The organism is Streptomyces sp. 4F14 (genome assembly GCF_048159485.1).
Lineage (GTDB): Bacteria > Actinomycetota > Actinomycetes > Streptomycetales > Streptomycetaceae > Streptomyces.
In genome coordinates, this window is record NZ_JBLRVY010000002.1 from 145,851 (window position 1) to 163,759 (window position 17,909).

Here is a 17,909-nt window from a genome sequence, read left to right on the forward strand (position 1 = left end):
TGCGCCGGGCGGCTCCCTGAACCTGTGAGTTCCTCTTTCCCGACCAGAAAGCAGGGCAGTCGCATGGGAAATCCACTACGTCGCATCCCCCGCCTGATGGCTACGGCCACGCTCGCTGCCGTGCTGGCCGCGGTACCGGGCATCGGCCTGTCCGCCCCGGCCTCCGCCACTACGGACACCGTGGCCGCGGTCTCTCCGTACGGCTCCTCCATCGGCTCGGCCAGAAACGCCGACGGCAGACTCGCGCTCTTCGGCACCAACAGCGCCGACAACATCTGGCACCGCGCGCAGACCAGCATCGGCGGTTCCTGGAACGCGTGGACCCAGTTCGACGGCGCGCTCCGCTCCATCGCTGCGGAGACCAACGCGGACGGCCGCATCGAGGTCTTCGGCGTCAACGGCGCGGGCCAGATCTGGCACCGCTCGCAGACCACGCCCGGGGGTTCGTGGTCTGCCTGGGTCCAGTTCGACGGCGCCCTGTCCTCGATCGCCGCCGCCCGAAACGCCGACGGCCGCCTACAGATCTTCGGCTCCAACAGCGCCGGTCAGATCTGGACGCGCTCCCAGGTCTCCATCGGCGGCGCCTGGTCGAGCTGGGTCCAGCTCGACGGCGGCCTCTCCCAGGTAGCGGCGGAAACAAACGCGGACGGCCGCATCGAACTCTTCGGCGTCAACAGCGCGGGCCAGGTCTGGCACCGGTCGCAGACCACGCCGGGTGGTTCGTGGTCGGCCTGGGTCCAGTTCGACGGCGCCCTCGACTCCATCGCCGCGGCCCGCAACGCGGACGGCCGCTTGCAGATCTTCGGCTCCAACAGCGCGGGTCAGGTCTGGACGAGGTCGCAGGTCTCCATCGGCGGCGCGTGGTCGAGCTGGGTCCAGCTGGACGGCGGCCTGACGCAGGTGGCGGCCGAGACGAACGCGGACGGCAGGATCGAGCTGTTCGGGGTCAACAGTGTCGGGAACATCTGGCACCGCTCGCAGAGCACGCCGGGTGGTGCGTGGTCGAGCTGGGTGCAGTTCGACGGGGCGCTGAGGCCGTAGCAGGCTGATCCGATGCGGGGCAGTGCTGTTGACGGCGCTGTCCCGCATCGGCTTACGGCTTGAGAGGGGCCACCGAAATCCCTTTGCCCAATAGAACACCCGTACGTAATCTGATCCGGCGCCGAGCGGATCTTGACCACTTCTGTTCGGGTGTTTGGTAGTTGGTGACCGGGGGGTTTCTGTGCGTTCCAGACCTATTGCTTCTCTGCCTCGTAGACGGGGGTTGTCCACTCGTCTGACGCTTCTGCTGGGTGCCGCCGCGACGTTGGCGTCGCTGGTCGTGCGGCCCGAACTCGCCGTGGCCGATACGGCCGTGGCGAGTTCGAGTGATCGGCCGGACGACTGGTTCGAGACGACGGCCGCTGAGCAACTGCGGTTCGACCAGTGCCTGATGAACGACGCTGTGCGGCTGGGCGGGCGACAGATGCACGACTTCGCGCAGGGGGCGCTGAACCAGACGCCGGAGAAGCTGCGTGAGATGGCGACGCTGGACGGTGCTCATAACGGTCCGCTGAGGCAGGTGAACGAAAAGGACAAGGCCGCTCGCGAACGTGATGTGAATCGCTGGGACACCGTCATGAAGGGGTGGGAGGCCCCGGTCCAGGGGCTGGAGACCCCGGGCGGGTTCGCTTCCAGTGCCGACTTCGAGGAAGTACCCGACTACACCGACGAGGGTGGGGACTTCTACGACCAGGCGGGTTTGGGAAACTGGGCTGCGGCTGTCAACTGGACCAAGACGTTCGACTTCTACGACCCGACCACGGAGTTCGACGCCGCGACGCGGAAGGCCGTCGTGGATCTCGGCACTCCGCTGTACACCAAGGAGTACGACCCCGCCACATGGGCCCGCTACTACTACGAGAAGCAGGCGTTCGAGTACCTGCTCGACGGGTCCGACGGTAGTGGCGCCGACGACGCCCGGATCTTCCTCGCGTCCGGCGGCTGGTCCGCGACCGCACCGGAGCCGGGGACGGCGGAGTACCGGATCGCGGTGGAGGACCTGAAAACCCGGTTCGCGGCGTGCACCTGGCGCGATCCCATCGACCCGAACAAGGCGCTGCGCGCGGTGGAGGACACCGCGGCGGCGGAGTGGCAGCAGGAGATCGCTTCCCAGGCCGTCCAGCGCAACCAGATCCTGACCGCCGGCCGGGACGCCAGGCAGGCGCTGGTCACGGGTGCCGAGACGATGGCTGATCTGCTGGGCCAGTCGTGGACCGCCGACCATCTCGCGCGCTGGCAGGACTACTGGAGCCCCGGAGGTATCGGCCCGATCGGGGAGGGCCGCGTCGTCGTCCAGGTGGAGGCGGCCAAGGGCAAGTGCCTGGACGTCGCGAACGCGGGGACGGCCAACGGCACTCCCGTACAGCTCACCACCTGCAACAAGAGCGTCGCGCAGAACTGGCAGCTCGTCCCGTACTCCGGCGGATTCTCCCTGCTGAACCCGAACGCGGGCAAATGCCTGGACGTCTCAGGCAGCAACCCCGCCAACGGCACGAAGATCCAGCTCTACACCTGCAACAGCAGCCCGGCCCAGCAGTGGAAGTTCGACATCCGCGCCGGGGGCGAGCTGCGCAACGCCGTCACCGACAAGTGCCTCGACCTCGCGAACTTCACCAACGGAACCGACGCCCGCCTGTGGGCCTGCACCGGAGGCAACTCGCAGAAGTTCCGGGTCGTCCCCACGGAACAGAACGGCAAGGTCCCCCCGGCCGCCCAGTTCGACCAGGCCAAACGCGGCATCACGGCCGCCCAGGCCCAGGCGAAGAAGCAACTCGCGGTCCTGAAGACCCAGTTGGAGACCGCCCGCAAGGCCGCCACCGCATCCGACACGGCCGTCCAGACCGCGTACGGCATCGCGGACACCACCGGCGCCCCACGTGGCCGTGGCCTCCTGGCTGCCCAGCAGAAGGCGCAGGTCACCAAGGGCGTGGTAGCCGCGCTGACGGCGATGGTGAAGGCGGGCGAGACGGCCGAAGCGGCGACGCGTGCCTCTGGCGCCGACAGCCAGACCATCGCGCAACGGGCCCTGGCACAGGCCGCCCAGTCGAAGGCGGAGTTCCGTCGGGAAGCCGCGCGCACGGCCGAGTTGCAGGCGAAGGCGGCAGCGGACGCCGCGAAACTGCACCGCGACAACGCGAAGAAGGACAAGGAGACGGCCGAGGCGAAACTCGCCGTCGCGCTGAAGGCGGAGGGCGACGCGAAGGCCGCCGCAGCGGACGCGCACGCCAAGCGGCTCGCCGCCGAGGCGGAGGAGAAGACGGCCCTCGCGGAGCAGAAGAACGCCGCCGCGAAGCAGGCCGAGGCGAACCAGTACAAGCAGACGGCCCAGACCGAGGCCGCGAACGCGCAGACGTCCCGGGAGCAGGCTGAGGCCGCCGAGGCGACGGCTTCCGCCCGCCGCGACGACGCGGTGAAGGCCCGCGACAACGCGAAGGCGAAGCGGGACGACGCGTGGGAGGCGGAGCAGAAGGCCGACGCCCTGCGCGCGAAGGCGGACGCGAAGGAGGCGTACGCGCAGTCCCTGGACGCCGGGGACGCCGCTGATGCGGCGCGGGGTGCCGCCGACGAGGCCGACCGGCACGCTGGAGACGCGGAAGCGGCGGCGGGCCGTGCCCGTACAGCCGCCGACGCGGCCACCCAGGCCGCAGCCGACGCCGACGCCGCAGCCACCCGCGCGGAGGCCGCCGCCAAGCGGTCCCGTGCGAACGCGGACGGCGCCCAGGCGGCGAAGCTGCGGGCCGACGCGGCGGTGAAGACGGCGACGTCGGCTGTCGCGGACGCCATCGAGGCGGCCCGGCACGCCGCCGAGGAGGCCGACGCGGCCGTCGCCCAGGCCGCGAAGGCGGAGGCGCTGGCGCGTACGGCTCGGGCAGAGGCGGGCGCAGCGCGCGAGGAGGCCGCGAAGGCTCTGGCCGCCTCGGCGAAGGCGGCAGGCTTCGCGTACGTCACCGCCCAGGCCGCCGCCGACGCCGGCGCGGCTGCCGCCCAGGTCGCCGACCCCGCAAACGACGCGATCCAGATCGGCTCCGCCTACCAGGAGAAGGACTCGGTCGCCTCCCTGGTAGTCCTGACCGGCCAGGCATCAAAAACGATCGCCGAACAACAGAAGGCCGTAGCCGACGCCCACGCGAAGAACGCCGCCGCCGAGGCCGCAGCCGCGAAGAACCTCGCCGACCAGGCGAAGGGCGACGCGAAACAGGCGTACGTCCACGCGGCGAACGCGGCAGGGTACGCCTCCACGGCCCGGGGCTACGCCAACGAGGCCCTCGGATACTCAGCGGACGCGGCAAAGGCCGCCGCAGCGGCCTCCACGTCCCTGACCCGCACGGTCGAGTACGACCGCCAGGCGACCGCGGACGCGACCGCCGCGGACGCCGCCGCCGGCCGTGCGGAGGGGTACGCCACCTCGGCCCGCGCCTCCGCCGACCAGGCGGCGCTGGACGCCTCCGCCGCACGGGCCGCCGCCGCTGAGGCCGAGCAGGCGGCGAAGGACGCCCGCGCCGCCGCCGACCGGGCGAACGTGGCCGCGACCGAGGCCGAGCAGGCCGCGAAGGACGCGGACAAGTACGCGAAGGAGGCCCAGGAAGCGGCTGACTCCGCCGAGCGGAAGGGTGCCAACGACCAGGTCAAGAACGGCGCCGGTACCGGTCTCGGCGGCATCTTCTACGTCGTCGACGAGAACGACGTCGAGGTCACCGACGCCAAACAGGACAACCCCTGCGAGCTTCCGCCGGGCATCGGCACGAGCTGCACCGTCACCTTCACCTTCACGTTCAACGCGAAGGTCGACTTCTACCTGTGCACCAACCCGGATGTCCCCGCCACGGAATCCGGCTGCCCGACCGCCGACACGGTGTTCCTGTCCACCCAGCCCTACAAGGGCCTGACCAAGAAGGTGACCCGCACCTTCAGCCAGCTCGACATCCTCAAGGGTCTCATCGAGACCTACCTCACGATCGGCAAGGACCTGCTGGTCCAGGACTTCATCGACTGCTGGCACGGCAGCGCGGGAGGTTGCGCCTGGGCGGCTTCGAACTTCATCCCGGGCAAGGCGTTCGGCAAGGTTGCCGAAGGCATCCGCGCGCTGGATGCGGCCATGCACACGGGTGTCGGAGTGCGTGACGCGTTCAAAGCGCTGAAGGCCCTGGACGGCATCGACCCGGCGACCATCGCCAAGATCGAAGGCGCGGTCAACGTCTACGAAGACGCGGTCACCGCCTGCCGCCGCAACAGCTTTCCAGGCGTCACCGAGGTACGCATGGCGGACGGTTCCCGCAAGCCGATCCGCGACATTCGGGTCGGTGACATGGTTCTTGCCACGGACCCGGAATCCGGCCGGACTGTCGCTCGCTCTGTGACCGATACTTTTCGGCACGACACTCGACGACTGCTGGACATCACCGTAGCCAGCGGAGTGCTCACCACCACCGTGGGACATCGCCTCTACGCCGAGGGACGCGGTTGGACCATCGCCTCTGACCTGAGGGCGGGAGACCTCCTGCGCGCTTCGGACGGCATGCTGCTGACCGTGACCGCGTTGAAGGACCGGTCCGGGCTGGCGCCGCACGAGGTGTACGACCTCACAGTGGACGAGTTGCACTCGTTCTACGTGGCCGCTGGGGGCGACCGTCCGCAAGACGTTCTTGTCCACAACTGCACCGATATCGTGGGCGATGAGGGTATCGAAGGGGCCCATACGCTGGGGGATCATGTCAGACCCGATGACGAGGCGATGGTGCGGAAGGCGAGGGGATCACAGAGAGGCATTGCGACGCGCTGGGCCAGCGAGGACATCGCAGCGCAGGCCGTCGACATGGCCATGCAGCAGTGGATCGCCCAGCCCGGCAAGGCGCAGGAGCTGGCGGACTGGACGATCAAGCAGGCTCAGCGGATCGGGAAGAGGCAGCCCTTTATTCCGACCCGCGATCTGAAGACCATCCGCTGGGACGTCAGGAACATGCCGGGCCCTCTCGGGAAGAAGTGGGTCGTAAGAGGAGATGACGTGGAGGTTCACGACGTTGAGAGCAACGTCGTTGTCATTCAGTTGAAATACGTAGGAAAACCCCACAAGGGTAAGTACGTCGTCTACACCTCATACCTGGAGGGCTGACCGTGATACCGGAGGACTCGTACTTCGAGGACGACAACGTTGAGGACATCGGTCTCACGTGGGTGGCCTCGAAGCGGAGCGTGTTCGATGCTCTTTCGGCGGAGGATGCCGAGCGTTTCCTGTCGGACGGCGGCCCGGACATGATGTGGCTGCACTTGGCCGAGACCGCGGTGGACACGTTCGACCGGACGAAGGCGCGGCAACTCGGGCAGGACATCGACCGGCTGACAGGCTCTCCGCTTTCCGAAGACACCCTGCACACGGTGTGGCTAGGGGCCGTCCATGGCTGCTTCGACCCGGCCGAGCACGGTCTGGACACGCGGGCCTGGCTGAATCGGATGAGGGCGGTGTGGCTGGCGCGTGTCCGCCAGGACGACCCGGACTTCGTTCCTGCACCGCCGCGACCTGTACGCGACGAGGAACTTCGGCGAGCCGTTCTCCGAGCCGTCGAGCTGGTCGCGGGCGATCTCGACCGGGCGCTGACGGACGAGCGTCTGTACGGCGTCCCGGTGACCGGCTTTGTTCCTGCTCTGGAAGCGGTCGTCGGCCAGGCATGTGCCGATCTCGGGTACCGGTTGTTGCTGCGCGCGATGAAAGAGTATTTCGTGAGGGTCGAGACACCGGTCTATGGCACCTTCATCGCTCTGGGAAAGCGCTTCGGCCATCCGCCGGTTCTTGTGGGAGACAACCTCAACTACCAAGACTGAGGCGGGGAGAGACTGCTGACTGGATGCTGGACCGGTCAGTTCGTGCCGGAACTGGAGTTCTCAGGGGAGTACTTCTTCCACTGGAAGTCAGGGGCCAAGATTCCCAGCCGCATCGACCGGTAGGCGTTTGAGTCCTGGAAGACGTGCTACTGGAAGAACCGAGCGAAAGAGATCGCTGGATGACGGCTGCGGTCGAAGCAAGTGAACGGGCCATTGTGCTCATCCGTGCGAATGGTGATATTGCCCATCATGCCGAAGGCTGTGACGGGCAGACGCTGGCAGCCGCCGAGCGTGCGTTGGGTCTGAAGTTCCCTCCGTCCTGTCGTCGTCTCATCGAGGAGTTCGGTACCTGGGACGTACCCCCGAAGGAATTCCTGGGTGTCTACCGGACTCCTGCCAGAGGGGACACCTTGCTGGGGTCGGTCGCGCAGACCTTGGAGGCCCGGACTGCTGTGCGGCTGCCGAGGCACCTGCTGGTCGTCATGCTCGACGATGTGTGGTCCTTCGTCGTCCTCGACACTTCTCAGACTGACGAAGACGGCGAGTGTCCGGTATTCGCGTGGAATCCCGGTGTTCCTGAGGGCGGACTCATGGACGGCTGAGGAAGGAAGGGGGAGGGCATGGGTGACCCGTACTCGGACGTGGTCGCTTCCGGTGGCCTCGGGGCGGCTGCGGGGACGCGATATCGGAGTGCCGAACTGGGCCATCGATTACGTCACGGTCGCGACGACGAGGGGGTATATGTCGGTCGATCCAGCCGACGGGGAGCGTCTCTTTCGTCTGCGTGTCCACATTCCCGGCTTTGCTTGGGAGATCGGGGCTACGGACGACCTCGGGCTCCTCGTCGACGTGATCGCCGCGTGGCGGGACGGGGTGGCGCTCGACGTGTTGGCTGCGGAGTTCGAGTTCCTGGAACTGGAGGAATTCGCCGGAGCGCTCGACAGAGGTGAGCCGACCTCCTCACAGTGGGCCGACCTTCTGTCCTCCGACGACGACTCAGGAGACCTTCTGCGCCGTCTCCACGCGGATGAGGGACTGCGGACCATGTTCCCGACGATCACGCACCGTGCCGTACGCCTGCGAGTGGATCCGATGGACTGGAGAAGCCATCACGTCCTGGTGTACGAGGTGGACACGGAGCGTTACATGACTGAAGGGCCCGGAGCGCCCCGGGCAGAGGTGCCGGCCGGCGACCTCATCCGTCACTTGAGGGCGGCCCTGGACGAGGGGCAGTGATTGAGTCAGAAGTGCGATGACATGCGGTTCATGGGGAAGGGGCGACCGACCTACGTCGAGCTGGGTTACTTCGGAGACTTCGGACTCACTGGCCTGACAGAGCAGTTGAGTTCCTGCTCCGACGCCGACTTTCCGGCCGCGCTCACGATCACCGCTGACCTGATGGACGGGTTCGGCGACGTGGAACCCGTCGCACTCGGGGAGGACGTGCGGCGTTTGCTGGGTGGGGTGTTGGCGGAGGTGACTCTTCACAGGGTATGGGTGGCTGCGGTTGGGCGGGGTTTTGATCCAGTCGAGCACGGCGGCATGGATACCTCTGCCTGGCTGAGGGCTGTCTCGGAGCTGGCCAAGGACCGCCTCCGCCGGAACAGGCGCTCTGACACCCCGCTTCCGGTTCAGCCGGTACGGGACGAGGACCTGTGCGAGGAGATCGTGGCGGAGCTGCGCGGGCTGAGCGCGGATCTGGCCTCGGACCTGGAACAGGTGGTCGTGCTGGCCGACGCCGATGTCGGCTTCCGGCTCTTCCTGCGAGCCTTGAAGACGCACTCCGTGTGTGTCTCGAAGGAGCGTTACGACAGGTTTCTCGGCCTCGGTGAGCGGCTTGGGTACCCGGTCGCGGTAGTCCGGGACGGTCTCACCGTCGACTGGCCGCCCATCGACACCACGCACCGTCAGACGTCGTGGGACTTCGGGTTCTCCCGTCTTGCCGGAAACGCTCACCAGGACTGGCGTCCCGAAGCCGCCGCGGACGAGGTCCACAGGGTGGCTGACACGGACGAACCCCTTCAGTCCCCGGGGGCGTCGGCCGCTCTGCTGCTGGAGGACGCGCTCCGGCTGTTGCGCTCCCCGTTGCCCGACAACGTGATCACCGAGTTGTGGATCGCCGTATCGGACGCGGCACTTCGCATCGACGGACGCGACTGGTTGCGGCTGGTCACGACCGTCTGTGAAGAACGGCTGCGGGAAGTCGCCCCCGCGTACACCCCCGTGATCCCGCCCGTTCGAACAGACCTGACGGACACGGTGCTGGCTGAACTGAGGGAGATCGCGCTCGTAGTGGGAGACAAGGCCATCAGCCCCTACTGGCAGCCGCTTCCCGCCGCGAACGCCATGACCGCACTGGAACAGGTCATCGAACGGGTCGATCCCGATCTCGGGTTCCGGCTCTTCCTGCGCGTGCTGTGGACACTGTCCGTGCGGATCACGCGGGAGCAGTACCAGCGGTACGCGGCGATCGGGGAGCAGTTCGGATACGGCGAGTATCACGTCAGTGACGTCGAGCAGCTGGTCGAGTAGGCGGCGATACGGCCGGGTCCTGGGGCCCGGCCGCTCGTTCTCGGCTATGCCTTGAGGGAGCTGATGAAGGCGTCCCAGACCGGCGTTGGGACAGTGAGCATGGGGCCGCCGGGGTTCTTGCTGTCGCGGATCGGTACGAGGCCGGGGGAGTGGTCGGCGACCTCGACGCAATTGCCGTTGTTGCTGCCGCTGTAACTGCTGCGGCGCCAGCGGGGGTTGGGCGGCATGAGGTCCCCTAGGACTTGAGGGAGCGGACGAACGTGTCCCAGGCGAGGGTTGGGACAGTGAGCGCGGGGCCGTGAGGGTTCTTGCTGTCGCGGATGGGGACAACACCGGGGAAGTCCTCACTGATCTCGACGCAGGCTCCCCCGTTGGCGTTGCTGTAGCTGCTCCGGCGCCAGCGGGCGGCGTTCAGCTCGGGGGTGTAGCGCATTTCTCGTAGTCCTCCATCGCCTGTTGGATCAACTCCGCCGAGTCTTCCGGAGGGAGAGCCTTGGAACGGAGCACTTCGTACCGCCGTCGCCACTTCTTCACCGAGTCCCGGTCCTCGTAGAGGCGGCCGACCTCGATGCCCTCCTCGTAGGCCACAACAGAGTTGTTGGGAAGAGCCAGCAGGTGCAGGGCGCCCCCCATCAGGTAGTGCGCACCGGCGCTGAAGGGCATGACCTGAACCTTGCTCTCCGCAGTATCCACGTGTTCAAGCAACCGAGCCAGTTGGTTGAACATGCACTCCGCACCGCCCAACGGCCGCCTGAGGACTGCCTCGTCGATGATCGCCCAGCGCAGCGGAGGTTCTGCCGCGCGGAGGCGATCCTGCCGGGACAGGCGGGCGTTGACGAGTTCCTCCACCTTCTCCGAGGACAGTTCCTCCTGGAGCCGGAACTGAGCTGTGCAGTACTCCCGAGTCTGCAGCAGCCCGGGGAAGACCTGCGGATCGTAGGTATCGATCCCCTCCGCCCTCGCCTCGAAGTCCATGAACCGCCGGTACTGGTCCGGATGCGCCTCCCTCTTCGCCAGCTCATACAAGTTGCAGTACTTCTCCCCCGTCCCGAACGCCGCGTCCAAGTGCGGCGGCAGATCCGGCGGCGGCATCAACTCCGCCGTCTCCACCCTTGCCAACGTGCTCTTGCTCGACGCGACGATCCCCGCGAGCTGGACGAGGGACAGGCCGGCGATCTCGCGGTCCCTCCTCATCTCCGCTCCGAAGTAGTGCCGGGCCGAGAGGAAAGGAGTCAGCTCATGCGGCGTGAACGTCATTGTTCGAACCCTCTCTTTCAGCCGGTGTCCCATTCTCAACGGCGGGACCGGAAAGCCCGGTTGGGATATCTGCCGGACAGCAATGATGGTGGCACAGAAGGTGACCCGGCGAAGGAAAGAGAGAAAAGAACGTGCGAGATTCGAGTGGACGTCCGATGAGGCTCCTGCCGTGGACGTCGGACACGGGGATGCCCTGCTATCTGAGCACGGACGACCCCGACAGCAGGATGAGCCGGCTCGCGGACAGGGTGGAGGCCGAACTCCTGGACTCCGCGAGGGATGTTCTGGGCCACGCCAAGGAGCTGCTGCGGGGACAGGCGCCCCTGCGCAGGGAGTTGACCTTCGCGGGGGCGCAGCTCGCCGCCGCGCTGGAGGACACGCTGAGGATCGCGAAGAGCCGCGGGGGACGGCTGACGCCGGAGGAATAGCAGAATCGTTGGCCAAAGCTCATGGCCCACAAAAGGAAACGCACAGGGCGCCCCCTCGAAAAAACCGAGAGAGCGCCCCGCGTACTGAACGAAAACCCTTTACGGCAGCGCCAGCATCCGCTCCAACGCCACCTTCGCGAACTTCTCCGTCTCCTTGTCGACGGAGATCTGATTGATCAGCTTCCCGGCGGCGAGGGATTCCAGCGTCCACACGAGGTGGGGAAGGTCGATCCGATTCATGGTCGAGCAGAAGCACACCGTCTTGTCGAGGAAGACGATTTCCTTGCCCTCGGGGGCGAACCGGTTGGCGAGCCGCCGGACGAGATTCAGCTCCGTACCGATGGCCCACTTGGAACCGGCGGGCGCGGCTTCGAGGGCCTTGATGATGTACTCCGTCGAACCGACGTAATCCGCCGCAGCCACGACCTCGTGCTTGCACTCGGGGTGGACGAGGACGTTCACGCCGGGTATCCGCGCCCGCACGTCCTCCACCGACTCCAGCGAGAAGCGCCCGTGCACGGAGCAGTGCCCCCGCCAGAGGATCATCTTCGCGTCGCGCAGCTGCTCGGCGGTGAGCCCGCCGTTCGGCTTGTGCGGGTTGTAGACGACACAGTCGTCGAGGGACATCCCGAGATCCCGGACGGCGGTGTTGCGCCCGAGGTGCTGGTCGGGAAGGAAAAGGACCTTGGTGCCCTGCTCGAAGGCCCACTCCAGCGCACGCTGGGCATTGGACGACGTACAGATCGTCCCCCCGTGCCGCCCGGTGAACGACTTGATGTCGGCGGACGAGTTCATGTAGGCGACGGGCACGACCTGATCGGCGATCCCCGCCTCGGTCAGCACGTCCCAGCACTCGGCGACCTGCTCGGCGGTAGCCATGTCGGCCATCGAGCACCCGGCGGCGAGGTCGGGCAGGACGACCTTCTGGTCGTCGGAGGTCAGGATGTCCGCGGACTCGGCCATGAAGTGGACGCCGCAGAACACGATGTACTCCGCCTCGGGCCGAGCGGCGGCGTCCCGCGCGAGCTTGAAGGAGTCGCCCGTGACGTCGGCGAACTGGATGACCTCGTCGCGCTGGTAGTGGTGGCCGAGCACGAAGACCTTGTCGCCGAGCTTCTCCTTGGCCGCGCGGGCCCGCTCGATCAGGTCGGGGTCGGACGGCGAGGGCAGGTCGCCGGGACACTCGACGCCTCGCTCGCTCCGGGGGTCGGCCTCGCGGCCGAGCAGCAACAGGGCGAGCGGAGTCGGCTGTACGTCGAGTTCCGTGGTCTGGGCGGTGGTCACGGCACGCACCCTTTCTACTTTTCGTCGATCTGACGTTATCTATGATAACGCGATTAGTGTCACCTTGACGATGGTCATAGCGTCGATGTGACATGAATCCCTGCGACGCCGCCAATCGCGCCGAACGAGGCGTTTTCCGTGCCGCGAGCCATGTGCGAGCATGAAGAAGAACGGCCAGACCCGGAATGAATCCGGGACCCCGTCGGTTGCAACCGTCGGCAAGCAGTCTCCGTACAACCCGGGAGAGATGTAGATGTCCGTATCGGACGAGACCAGCACCGCCACCGACGGCATCATCCTGAGTGACGCCGCCGCGGCCAAGGTCAAGGCCCTGCTCGACCAGGAAGGCCGGGACGACCTCGCTCTGCGCGTCGCCGTGCAGCCCGGTGGCTGCTCCGGCCTGCGTTACCAGCTCTTCTTCGACGAGCGCTCGCTCGACGGCGACGTCGTCAAGGACTTCGGCGGCGTCAAGGTCGTCACCGACCGCATGAGCGCCCCGTACCTGGGTGGCGCGTCCATCGACTTCGTCGACACGATCGAGAAGCAGGGCTTCACGATCGACAACCCGAACGCGACGGGTTCCTGCGCCTGCGGCGACTCGTTCAACTAAGCGGTACGAAAATGGCGGCACCCCCTGAAGAAGGGGATGCCGCCATTTTTCCGTACGCGATTACCGCACCGTTTCCGGCAGCCGCGCCCCGGGCTTCACGATCGGAATCGCCGCCCCGTCCGACCCCACGACCTTCCGCTCACCGAGCGCCTTCTCCAGCTTGACCGTCCGGTCGTACTCCTTGGCGATCATGATGCAGACCTTGTCCTGCCACGGCGTCTCCGTCACGGTGACGGTCACCTGCGCGTCCGTCTCCTTCGCGCTCACGCTGTAGTCCCCGCACACCCCGCCCGTGAACCGCACGGTCAGCTCGTTCCCGGCGGCGGTGTACCCGTCGACCTTCACGTTCCGGGGCATCGACTTCCCCGGCGAGGAAGGCGCCGGAGTGGCCTCCCCGGCAAGGTACTTGGGATCGACGGCCGGATAGCTGACGACGTACGGCGTCACCGCGTCCACGGTGAACATCCAGGACGGCACGAGGAGTTGCTTCCCCTGCGAGGTGTGCGCCGCGAGCCCGAACACGGCCCCCGACACCTTCGCGACCGACTGCTTCGGCCCCTCGGTCGTGGTCGTCTTCCCGCACGGCTGCTCCAGCCGGTCCTTCAGCGGCATCGGCGTCGCGCACCCGCCGATCCCCATCCGATGCGTGTTCCCCTGCGCCGAGTTGAGCAGCTCCAGCGTCCGCGCGGCGCTCAACACCGGGTAGGACGCGCCCTTCTCGGGCGCCGCCAACTGCCCTGTCCCGCTGACGACTTCACCCTGGCCGTTCACGGTGATCCCGGTCGTCCACCCGTTCGTCGGCAGCTTCCCCAGCACCGGGTCCGCGTTGACGACCCGCTGCGCCCCGGCGGTCTGGCTCGCGTCGATCTTCGCGTCGCCCTGCCCGACCGCCTTCAGCACCGGCTCGGCCGCGTCCTTGGCGGCGGCCTCGCTGACGGGGTCGGCCGTCGTGTCCAGCGGCTGCTTCGGGCAGGTCGTGAGGCCGACGCAGTTGTCCGTGCCGGGGGCGTACCGGATGAACGTCCACATGCCGGGGGCGGTGCGGTTGACGCGCAGGACAGGGCCCGTGCCGTCCTGGCCGCCGCCGATCCGCCAGGCGGAGCCCTCCACGACGGGGGCCCCCTCGACGCCGAGCGCCTTCGCGAGGCGCGTGACCTCCGACTGGTCCACATCCCCGGTCGCCCAGTAGACGGGCGCGGACGTCGGGCCGTCGGGGAGGGTACCGGTCGCCCGGTACGTCGTCCCGTACGGGTTCGGCTCGCCCGGCGCGATGCCGTTGCCGCCGCTCCCGGCGCCCGGTGCGGTGTACCCGTCCAGCGCGAGATTCGGCGGCGGAGCGTCGTCGTCCGCGTCACTCTGCGCGGGAACCCCGGCCTCCTTCTTCCCCTCCGGCCCGGCGGACGCGTTCGACGCGATCAGCGCACCCCCCGCACCGACCAGCAGAACAGCGGCGGCAGCGATGGACACGATGAGAGCGGAGGGCCGGCGCTTACGAGGGGCACCGATGACGTGTACGTCGCCGTCGGTGTCCCCCGCGTTGTCGCCGGGCGCCTCGGCGGGGGCCTCCTCGACGGGGCCGAGACGCCGGATCCGGCCGGTGTCCTCGACCACGACATCGTCGTCCGGGGTGGCGGCGCGGGCCTCGTCCTCGGCCTGAGCCTCCTCGCCGGGGGCCTCCTCGACCGGGCCCAGCCTGCGGATCCGGCCGGCGTCGTCGTCCTCGGCCTTCTCGGTCTCGGCCGTGGCTTCCTCGGCTTCCGGCGTCTCGGCCTTCGCCTCCTCGGCCTCGGCCTTCGCTTCCCCGGGCTCCGGCGTCTCGACCTCGGCCTCGGGCTGCTCGGCCTCCGGCCTCGGTGACGCGGTGCCGTCGTGGTCGGGTCGCTCGGTGTTCACCGCATCGCTCCTTTTGCTGCGCAACTGTTCCGTGGGGGCGGCAGGCGGGGCGTACCCCGCCTCCCCTTTACGGGGGACAGCGATGGGACGCAGCGGGGGAGCGCGCGGTTCCCCTGGGATGCGCCCCGGATCAGTTCCCGTAGTCGGGCATGGCGTCCAGGAGGCGCGCGGAGGCGGCCGGGACGCGCACCCCGTGGATCCGCGACGGCGAAACGGGCCGGTCGGAGGACTTCTCGGGAGCCGCCCAGTGGGGGACCATACGAGCGCAGTCGCCGCGCAGCGCCGCGAGGTCGCCCTCGTGGTCCGCCGGAGCCGTTGTCAAGGACCGTTCGAAAGATGTCATGTCGCACGGTAGGCATGATCGACCTCGCCGGGAAAGATCTACTATCGGGTAGTTTCGCCCGCTTCTGCGGCCTCACCCGAACGGGTAGCGTGAACTGTCAATTCGCCTCCCCCTCTGGAGAGACCCCGCCGTGCGCATCGCAGTCACCGGCTCCATCGCCACCGACCACCTCATGACGTTCCCCGGCCGCTTCGCCGACCAGCTCGTCGCGGACCAGCTGCACACAGTCTCGCTCTCCTTCCTCGTGGACCAGCTTGAGGTCCGCAGGGGAGGCGTCGCCGCGAACATCGCGTTCGGCATGGGCCAGCTCGGCACGGCCCCCGTCCTCGTCGGCGCGGTCGGCGCGGACTTCGCGGAGTACCGGGCCTGGCTCGACCGGCACGGCGTCGACACGCAGTCCGTGCATGTCTCCGAGACCCGGCACACCGCCCGGTTCGTGTGCACCACCGACGCCGACCACAACCAGATCGGCTCCTTCTACGCCGGCGCGATGAGCGAGGCGCGGTTCATCGAGCTGAAGGCCGTCTCCGACCGGGTCGGCGGCATCGACCTCGTCTCCATCGGCGCGGACGACCCCGAGGCGATGCTCCGCCACACGGAGGACTGCCGGACCCGGGGCGTCCCCTTCGCCGCGGACTTCTCCCAGCAGATCGCCCGCATGGACGGCGCCGAGATCCGCTCCCTCCTCGAAGGCGCCACGTACCTCTTCTCCAACGAATACGAGAAGGGCCTCATCGAGACCAAGACCGGCCTCTCCGACGCGGAGATCCTGGAGAAGGTCGGCCACCGCGTGACCACGCTCGGCGCGCGGGGCGTCCGCATCGAGGCCGTCGGCGAGCCGGTCATCGAGGTCGGTGTCCCCGAGGAGGAGCGCAAGGCCGAACCCACGGGTGTCGGCGACGCGTTCCGGGCCGGGTTCCTGTCGGGGCTCGTCTGGGGGGTCTCGAAGGAGCGGGCCGCGCAGGTCGGGTGCATGCTGGCGACCCTCGTCATCGAGACGGTGGGGACGCAGGAGTACACGCTGGAGCGGGGGCACTTCCTGGAGCGGTTCGCCAAGGCGTACGGGGAAGAGGCCGCGGCTGAAGTGCGGGCTCACTTGAGTTAAGAGGGTTCGTTGTCGGGTGCGCGTGGGCTGTGGCTGGTCGCGCCCACGCGGCGGTAGCCGCAGATCAGATACAGCCCCGCGCCCCTAAAAGACAAAAGCATCACCGCACCCGGCGCACCTGATACGCCGTTCCCTCTGCTCCTACGTACTCATTGCCTGTCATCTCGCACCAAGCCGGAATGTCCAGGCGGGCCGCCTCGTCGTCCGCCAGGACCGTGACCACCGTCCCCACCGGCACCCCCTTGATCGCCTTCGCCAGTTCGATCACCGGGATCGGGCAGCGCTTGCCCAGTGAGTCGACGACCGTGCCCTGGACCGGCGCCACCTCCGCGCCGAGCTTCTCGCGGACGCCGGCGACCACTCCCGGCAGTACATCGAGGAACCTCTCCACGTCCGCCTCCGCCACGCCCGTCGGCAGGGAGACCCGTACGTTTCCCTCGCTCAGCACGCCCATCGCCTTGAGGACATGGCTGGGCGTCAGGGTGTCGCTGGTGCACGACGACCCGGAGGAGACGGCGAACCCCTCGCGGTCCAGCTCGTGCAACAACGTCTCCCCGTCGACGTACAGACAGGAGAACGTCACGATCCCCGGCACCCGGCGTTCGGGATCGCCGACGACCTCGACGTCGGGGACGACGCGGGCGACCCGTTCCCGGATCCGCGCCGTCAACTCCCGTACCCGTACGGCCTCCGCCGCGGCCTCGGCCCGTACGGCCCGCAGCGATGCAGCCGCCGCGACGATCGCCGGCAGATTCGCGAACTCCTCGTCCTCCCGAGGCGCGAACCGCACCCCCTTCCGCACGGCGAGCACCCCCACACCGGCGGGACCACCCCACTTCCGGGCGCTGCCGGTCAACACGGACCACCCCTCTTGGACAGCCCCCCACCCCAACGACTGGGCGGCATCCACCAACAAGGGCACGTCCCCACACACCTCGGCCACCTCGGCCACCGGCTGCAAGGTCCCCACCTCATGATTGGCGTCCTGCAAACAGGCCAACGCGGTGTCAGCCCGCAGAGCCTCCCGATAAGCCTCGACCCCGACGGCCCCCAACCGCCCCACCGGCACCTGGGTGACCTCCCCACCCCACCGCTCGGCCATATGGAGCACGGAAGAGTGCTCGACGGATGACACGATCAGGTGACCCCCCACGCGCCGCCGCCCCTCCAACACCCCCGCCATACCCACCTGCACGGCCCGGGTACCGGACGAGGTGAACCGCACCTCATCGGCCCGACACCCCATGGCGTCAGCTACGGCCTCCCGAGCGGCATCGAGAAGCACCCGGGCTTTCCGCCCCTCCCGATACAACTTCCCAGGATCAGCCCACCCGTCCTCCAAAGAGGCCAACAGGGCCTGACGGGCAACGGGATGGAGAGGAGAACCGGAAGCGGCGTCAAAGAAAGGCACCGGCCCACGCTAACGCCCCCTGGGGCGCGGGGCTGTGTCTATTAGCGGCTCCGCCGCGGGGCGCGATCAGCCACAAACAGCCCGCACCCGCCAAACCAGCGAACCACCCGAGTTACTAGGCACCCCTCCCCGCGAACCCCCGGAGGGCGTCGGCTAGGGTTTGGTCCGCATAAACATCCAAACCCCTG

General features: G+C 68.1%; 16 protein-coding genes. 9 read left to right on the forward strand and 7 right to left on the reverse strand.

Going from position 1 to position 17,909, the window contains the following annotated elements:
* The first annotated feature begins 96 nt into the window (after positions 1-96).
* From ACLZOT_RS02945 to ACLZOT_RS02970, 6 genes are all read left to right on the forward strand, one after another.
* On the forward strand, positions 97-1,041 hold the full coding sequence (locus ACLZOT_RS02945; protein WP_416967092.1) for a tectonin domain-containing protein: 945 nt from the start codon (positions 97-99) through the stop codon (positions 1,039-1,041).
* Between the two features lie 391 nt (positions 1,042-1,432).
* Positions 1,433-6,151, forward strand: a complete 4,719-nt coding sequence (locus tag ACLZOT_RS02950) for a ricin-type beta-trefoil lectin domain protein (protein WP_416967422.1) — start codon at positions 1,433-1,435, stop codon at positions 6,149-6,151.
* Positions 6,152-6,153: 2 nt separating this feature from the next.
* Positions 6,154-6,858 (forward strand): hypothetical protein, encoded by a 705-nt coding sequence (locus ACLZOT_RS02955; protein WP_416967093.1) that lies wholly within the window; start codon positions 6,154-6,156, stop codon positions 6,856-6,858.
* A gap of 179 nt (positions 6,859-7,037) precedes the next feature.
* A complete protein-coding gene (locus ACLZOT_RS02960; RefSeq protein WP_416967094.1) occupies positions 7,038-7,460 on the forward strand; it encodes an SMI1/KNR4 family protein in 423 nt (140 codons plus the stop codon).
* A gap of 88 nt (positions 7,461-7,548) precedes the next feature.
* A complete protein-coding gene (locus tag ACLZOT_RS02965; protein WP_416967095.1) occupies positions 7,549-8,094 on the forward strand; it encodes a hypothetical protein in 546 nt (181 codons plus the stop codon).
* A gap of 306 nt (positions 8,095-8,400) precedes the next feature.
* Positions 8,401-9,390 (forward strand): hypothetical protein, encoded by a 990-nt coding sequence (locus ACLZOT_RS02970; protein ID WP_416967096.1) that lies wholly within the window; start codon positions 8,401-8,403, stop codon positions 9,388-9,390.
* Positions 9,391-9,434: 44 nt separating this feature from the next.
* Here the strand turns inward: ACLZOT_RS02970 and ACLZOT_RS02975 are convergent, their stop codons facing one another.
* From ACLZOT_RS02975 to ACLZOT_RS02985, 3 genes are read right to left on the reverse strand one after another with little or no spacing between them, the layout of a single operon-like run.
* Positions 9,435-9,617: a DUF397 domain-containing protein gene (locus tag ACLZOT_RS02975; protein ID WP_416967097.1), complete on the reverse strand. Its 183-nt coding sequence runs from the start codon at positions 9,615-9,617 to the stop codon at positions 9,435-9,437.
* 8 nt (positions 9,618-9,625) lie between these two features.
* A complete protein-coding gene (locus ACLZOT_RS02980; protein ID WP_416967098.1) occupies positions 9,626-9,823 on the reverse strand; it encodes a DUF397 domain-containing protein in 198 nt (65 codons plus the stop codon).
* Positions 9,802-10,647 carry a DUF5753 domain-containing protein gene (locus tag ACLZOT_RS02985; protein ID WP_416967099.1) on the reverse strand — a complete coding sequence of 282 codons (846 nt, stop codon included), beginning with the start codon at positions 10,645-10,647 and terminating at the stop codon, positions 9,802-9,804. The genes ACLZOT_RS02980 and ACLZOT_RS02985 overlap by 22 nt, the downstream gene beginning before the upstream one ends.
* A 155-nt stretch (positions 10,648-10,802) precedes the next feature.
* Between ACLZOT_RS02985 and ACLZOT_RS02990 the strand changes: the two genes are divergently transcribed.
* Positions 10,803-11,075, forward strand: coding sequence for a hypothetical protein (locus ACLZOT_RS02990; RefSeq protein ID WP_416967100.1), 273 nt, complete (start codon positions 10,803-10,805; stop codon positions 11,073-11,075).
* 99 nt (positions 11,076-11,174) lie between these two features.
* Here ACLZOT_RS02990 and nadA read toward each other — a convergent pair whose 3' ends face one another.
* Positions 11,175-12,359, reverse strand: a complete 1,185-nt coding sequence (gene nadA / locus ACLZOT_RS02995) for a quinolinate synthase NadA (RefSeq protein ID WP_416967101.1) — start codon at positions 12,357-12,359, stop codon at positions 11,175-11,177.
* Positions 12,360-12,612: 253 nt separating this feature from the next.
* Here nadA and ACLZOT_RS03000 point away from each other — a divergent pair, with 253 nt between their 5' ends.
* Positions 12,613-12,969: an iron-sulfur cluster assembly accessory protein gene (locus tag ACLZOT_RS03000; protein WP_031487357.1), complete on the forward strand. Its 357-nt coding sequence runs from the start codon at positions 12,613-12,615 to the stop codon at positions 12,967-12,969.
* Positions 12,970-13,029: 60 nt separating this feature from the next.
* Here ACLZOT_RS03000 and ACLZOT_RS03005 read toward each other — a convergent pair whose 3' ends face one another.
* Both ACLZOT_RS03005 and ACLZOT_RS03010 read right to left on the reverse strand, forming a co-directional pair.
* A complete protein-coding gene (locus tag ACLZOT_RS03005; RefSeq protein WP_416967102.1) occupies positions 13,030-14,862 on the reverse strand; it encodes a hypothetical protein in 1,833 nt (610 codons plus the stop codon).
* Positions 14,863-14,992: 130 nt separating this feature from the next.
* Positions 14,993-15,205, reverse strand: coding sequence for a hypothetical protein (locus ACLZOT_RS03010; protein WP_416967103.1), 213 nt, complete (start codon positions 15,203-15,205; stop codon positions 14,993-14,995).
* Between the two features lie 130 nt (positions 15,206-15,335).
* On the opposite strand from ACLZOT_RS03010, the gene ACLZOT_RS03015 reads away from it, so the two are divergent.
* A complete protein-coding gene (locus tag ACLZOT_RS03015) occupies positions 15,336-16,310 on the forward strand; it encodes a carbohydrate kinase family protein (RefSeq protein ID WP_416967104.1) in 975 nt (324 codons plus the stop codon).
* A gap of 100 nt (positions 16,311-16,410) precedes the next feature.
* On the opposite strand, the gene ACLZOT_RS03020 is transcribed toward ACLZOT_RS03015, so the two are convergent.
* Positions 16,411-17,721 (reverse strand): cysteine desulfurase/sulfurtransferase TusA family protein, encoded by a 1,311-nt coding sequence (locus ACLZOT_RS03020; RefSeq protein ID WP_416967105.1) that lies wholly within the window; start codon positions 17,719-17,721, stop codon positions 16,411-16,413.
* Positions 17,722-17,909: the final 188 nt, after the last annotated feature.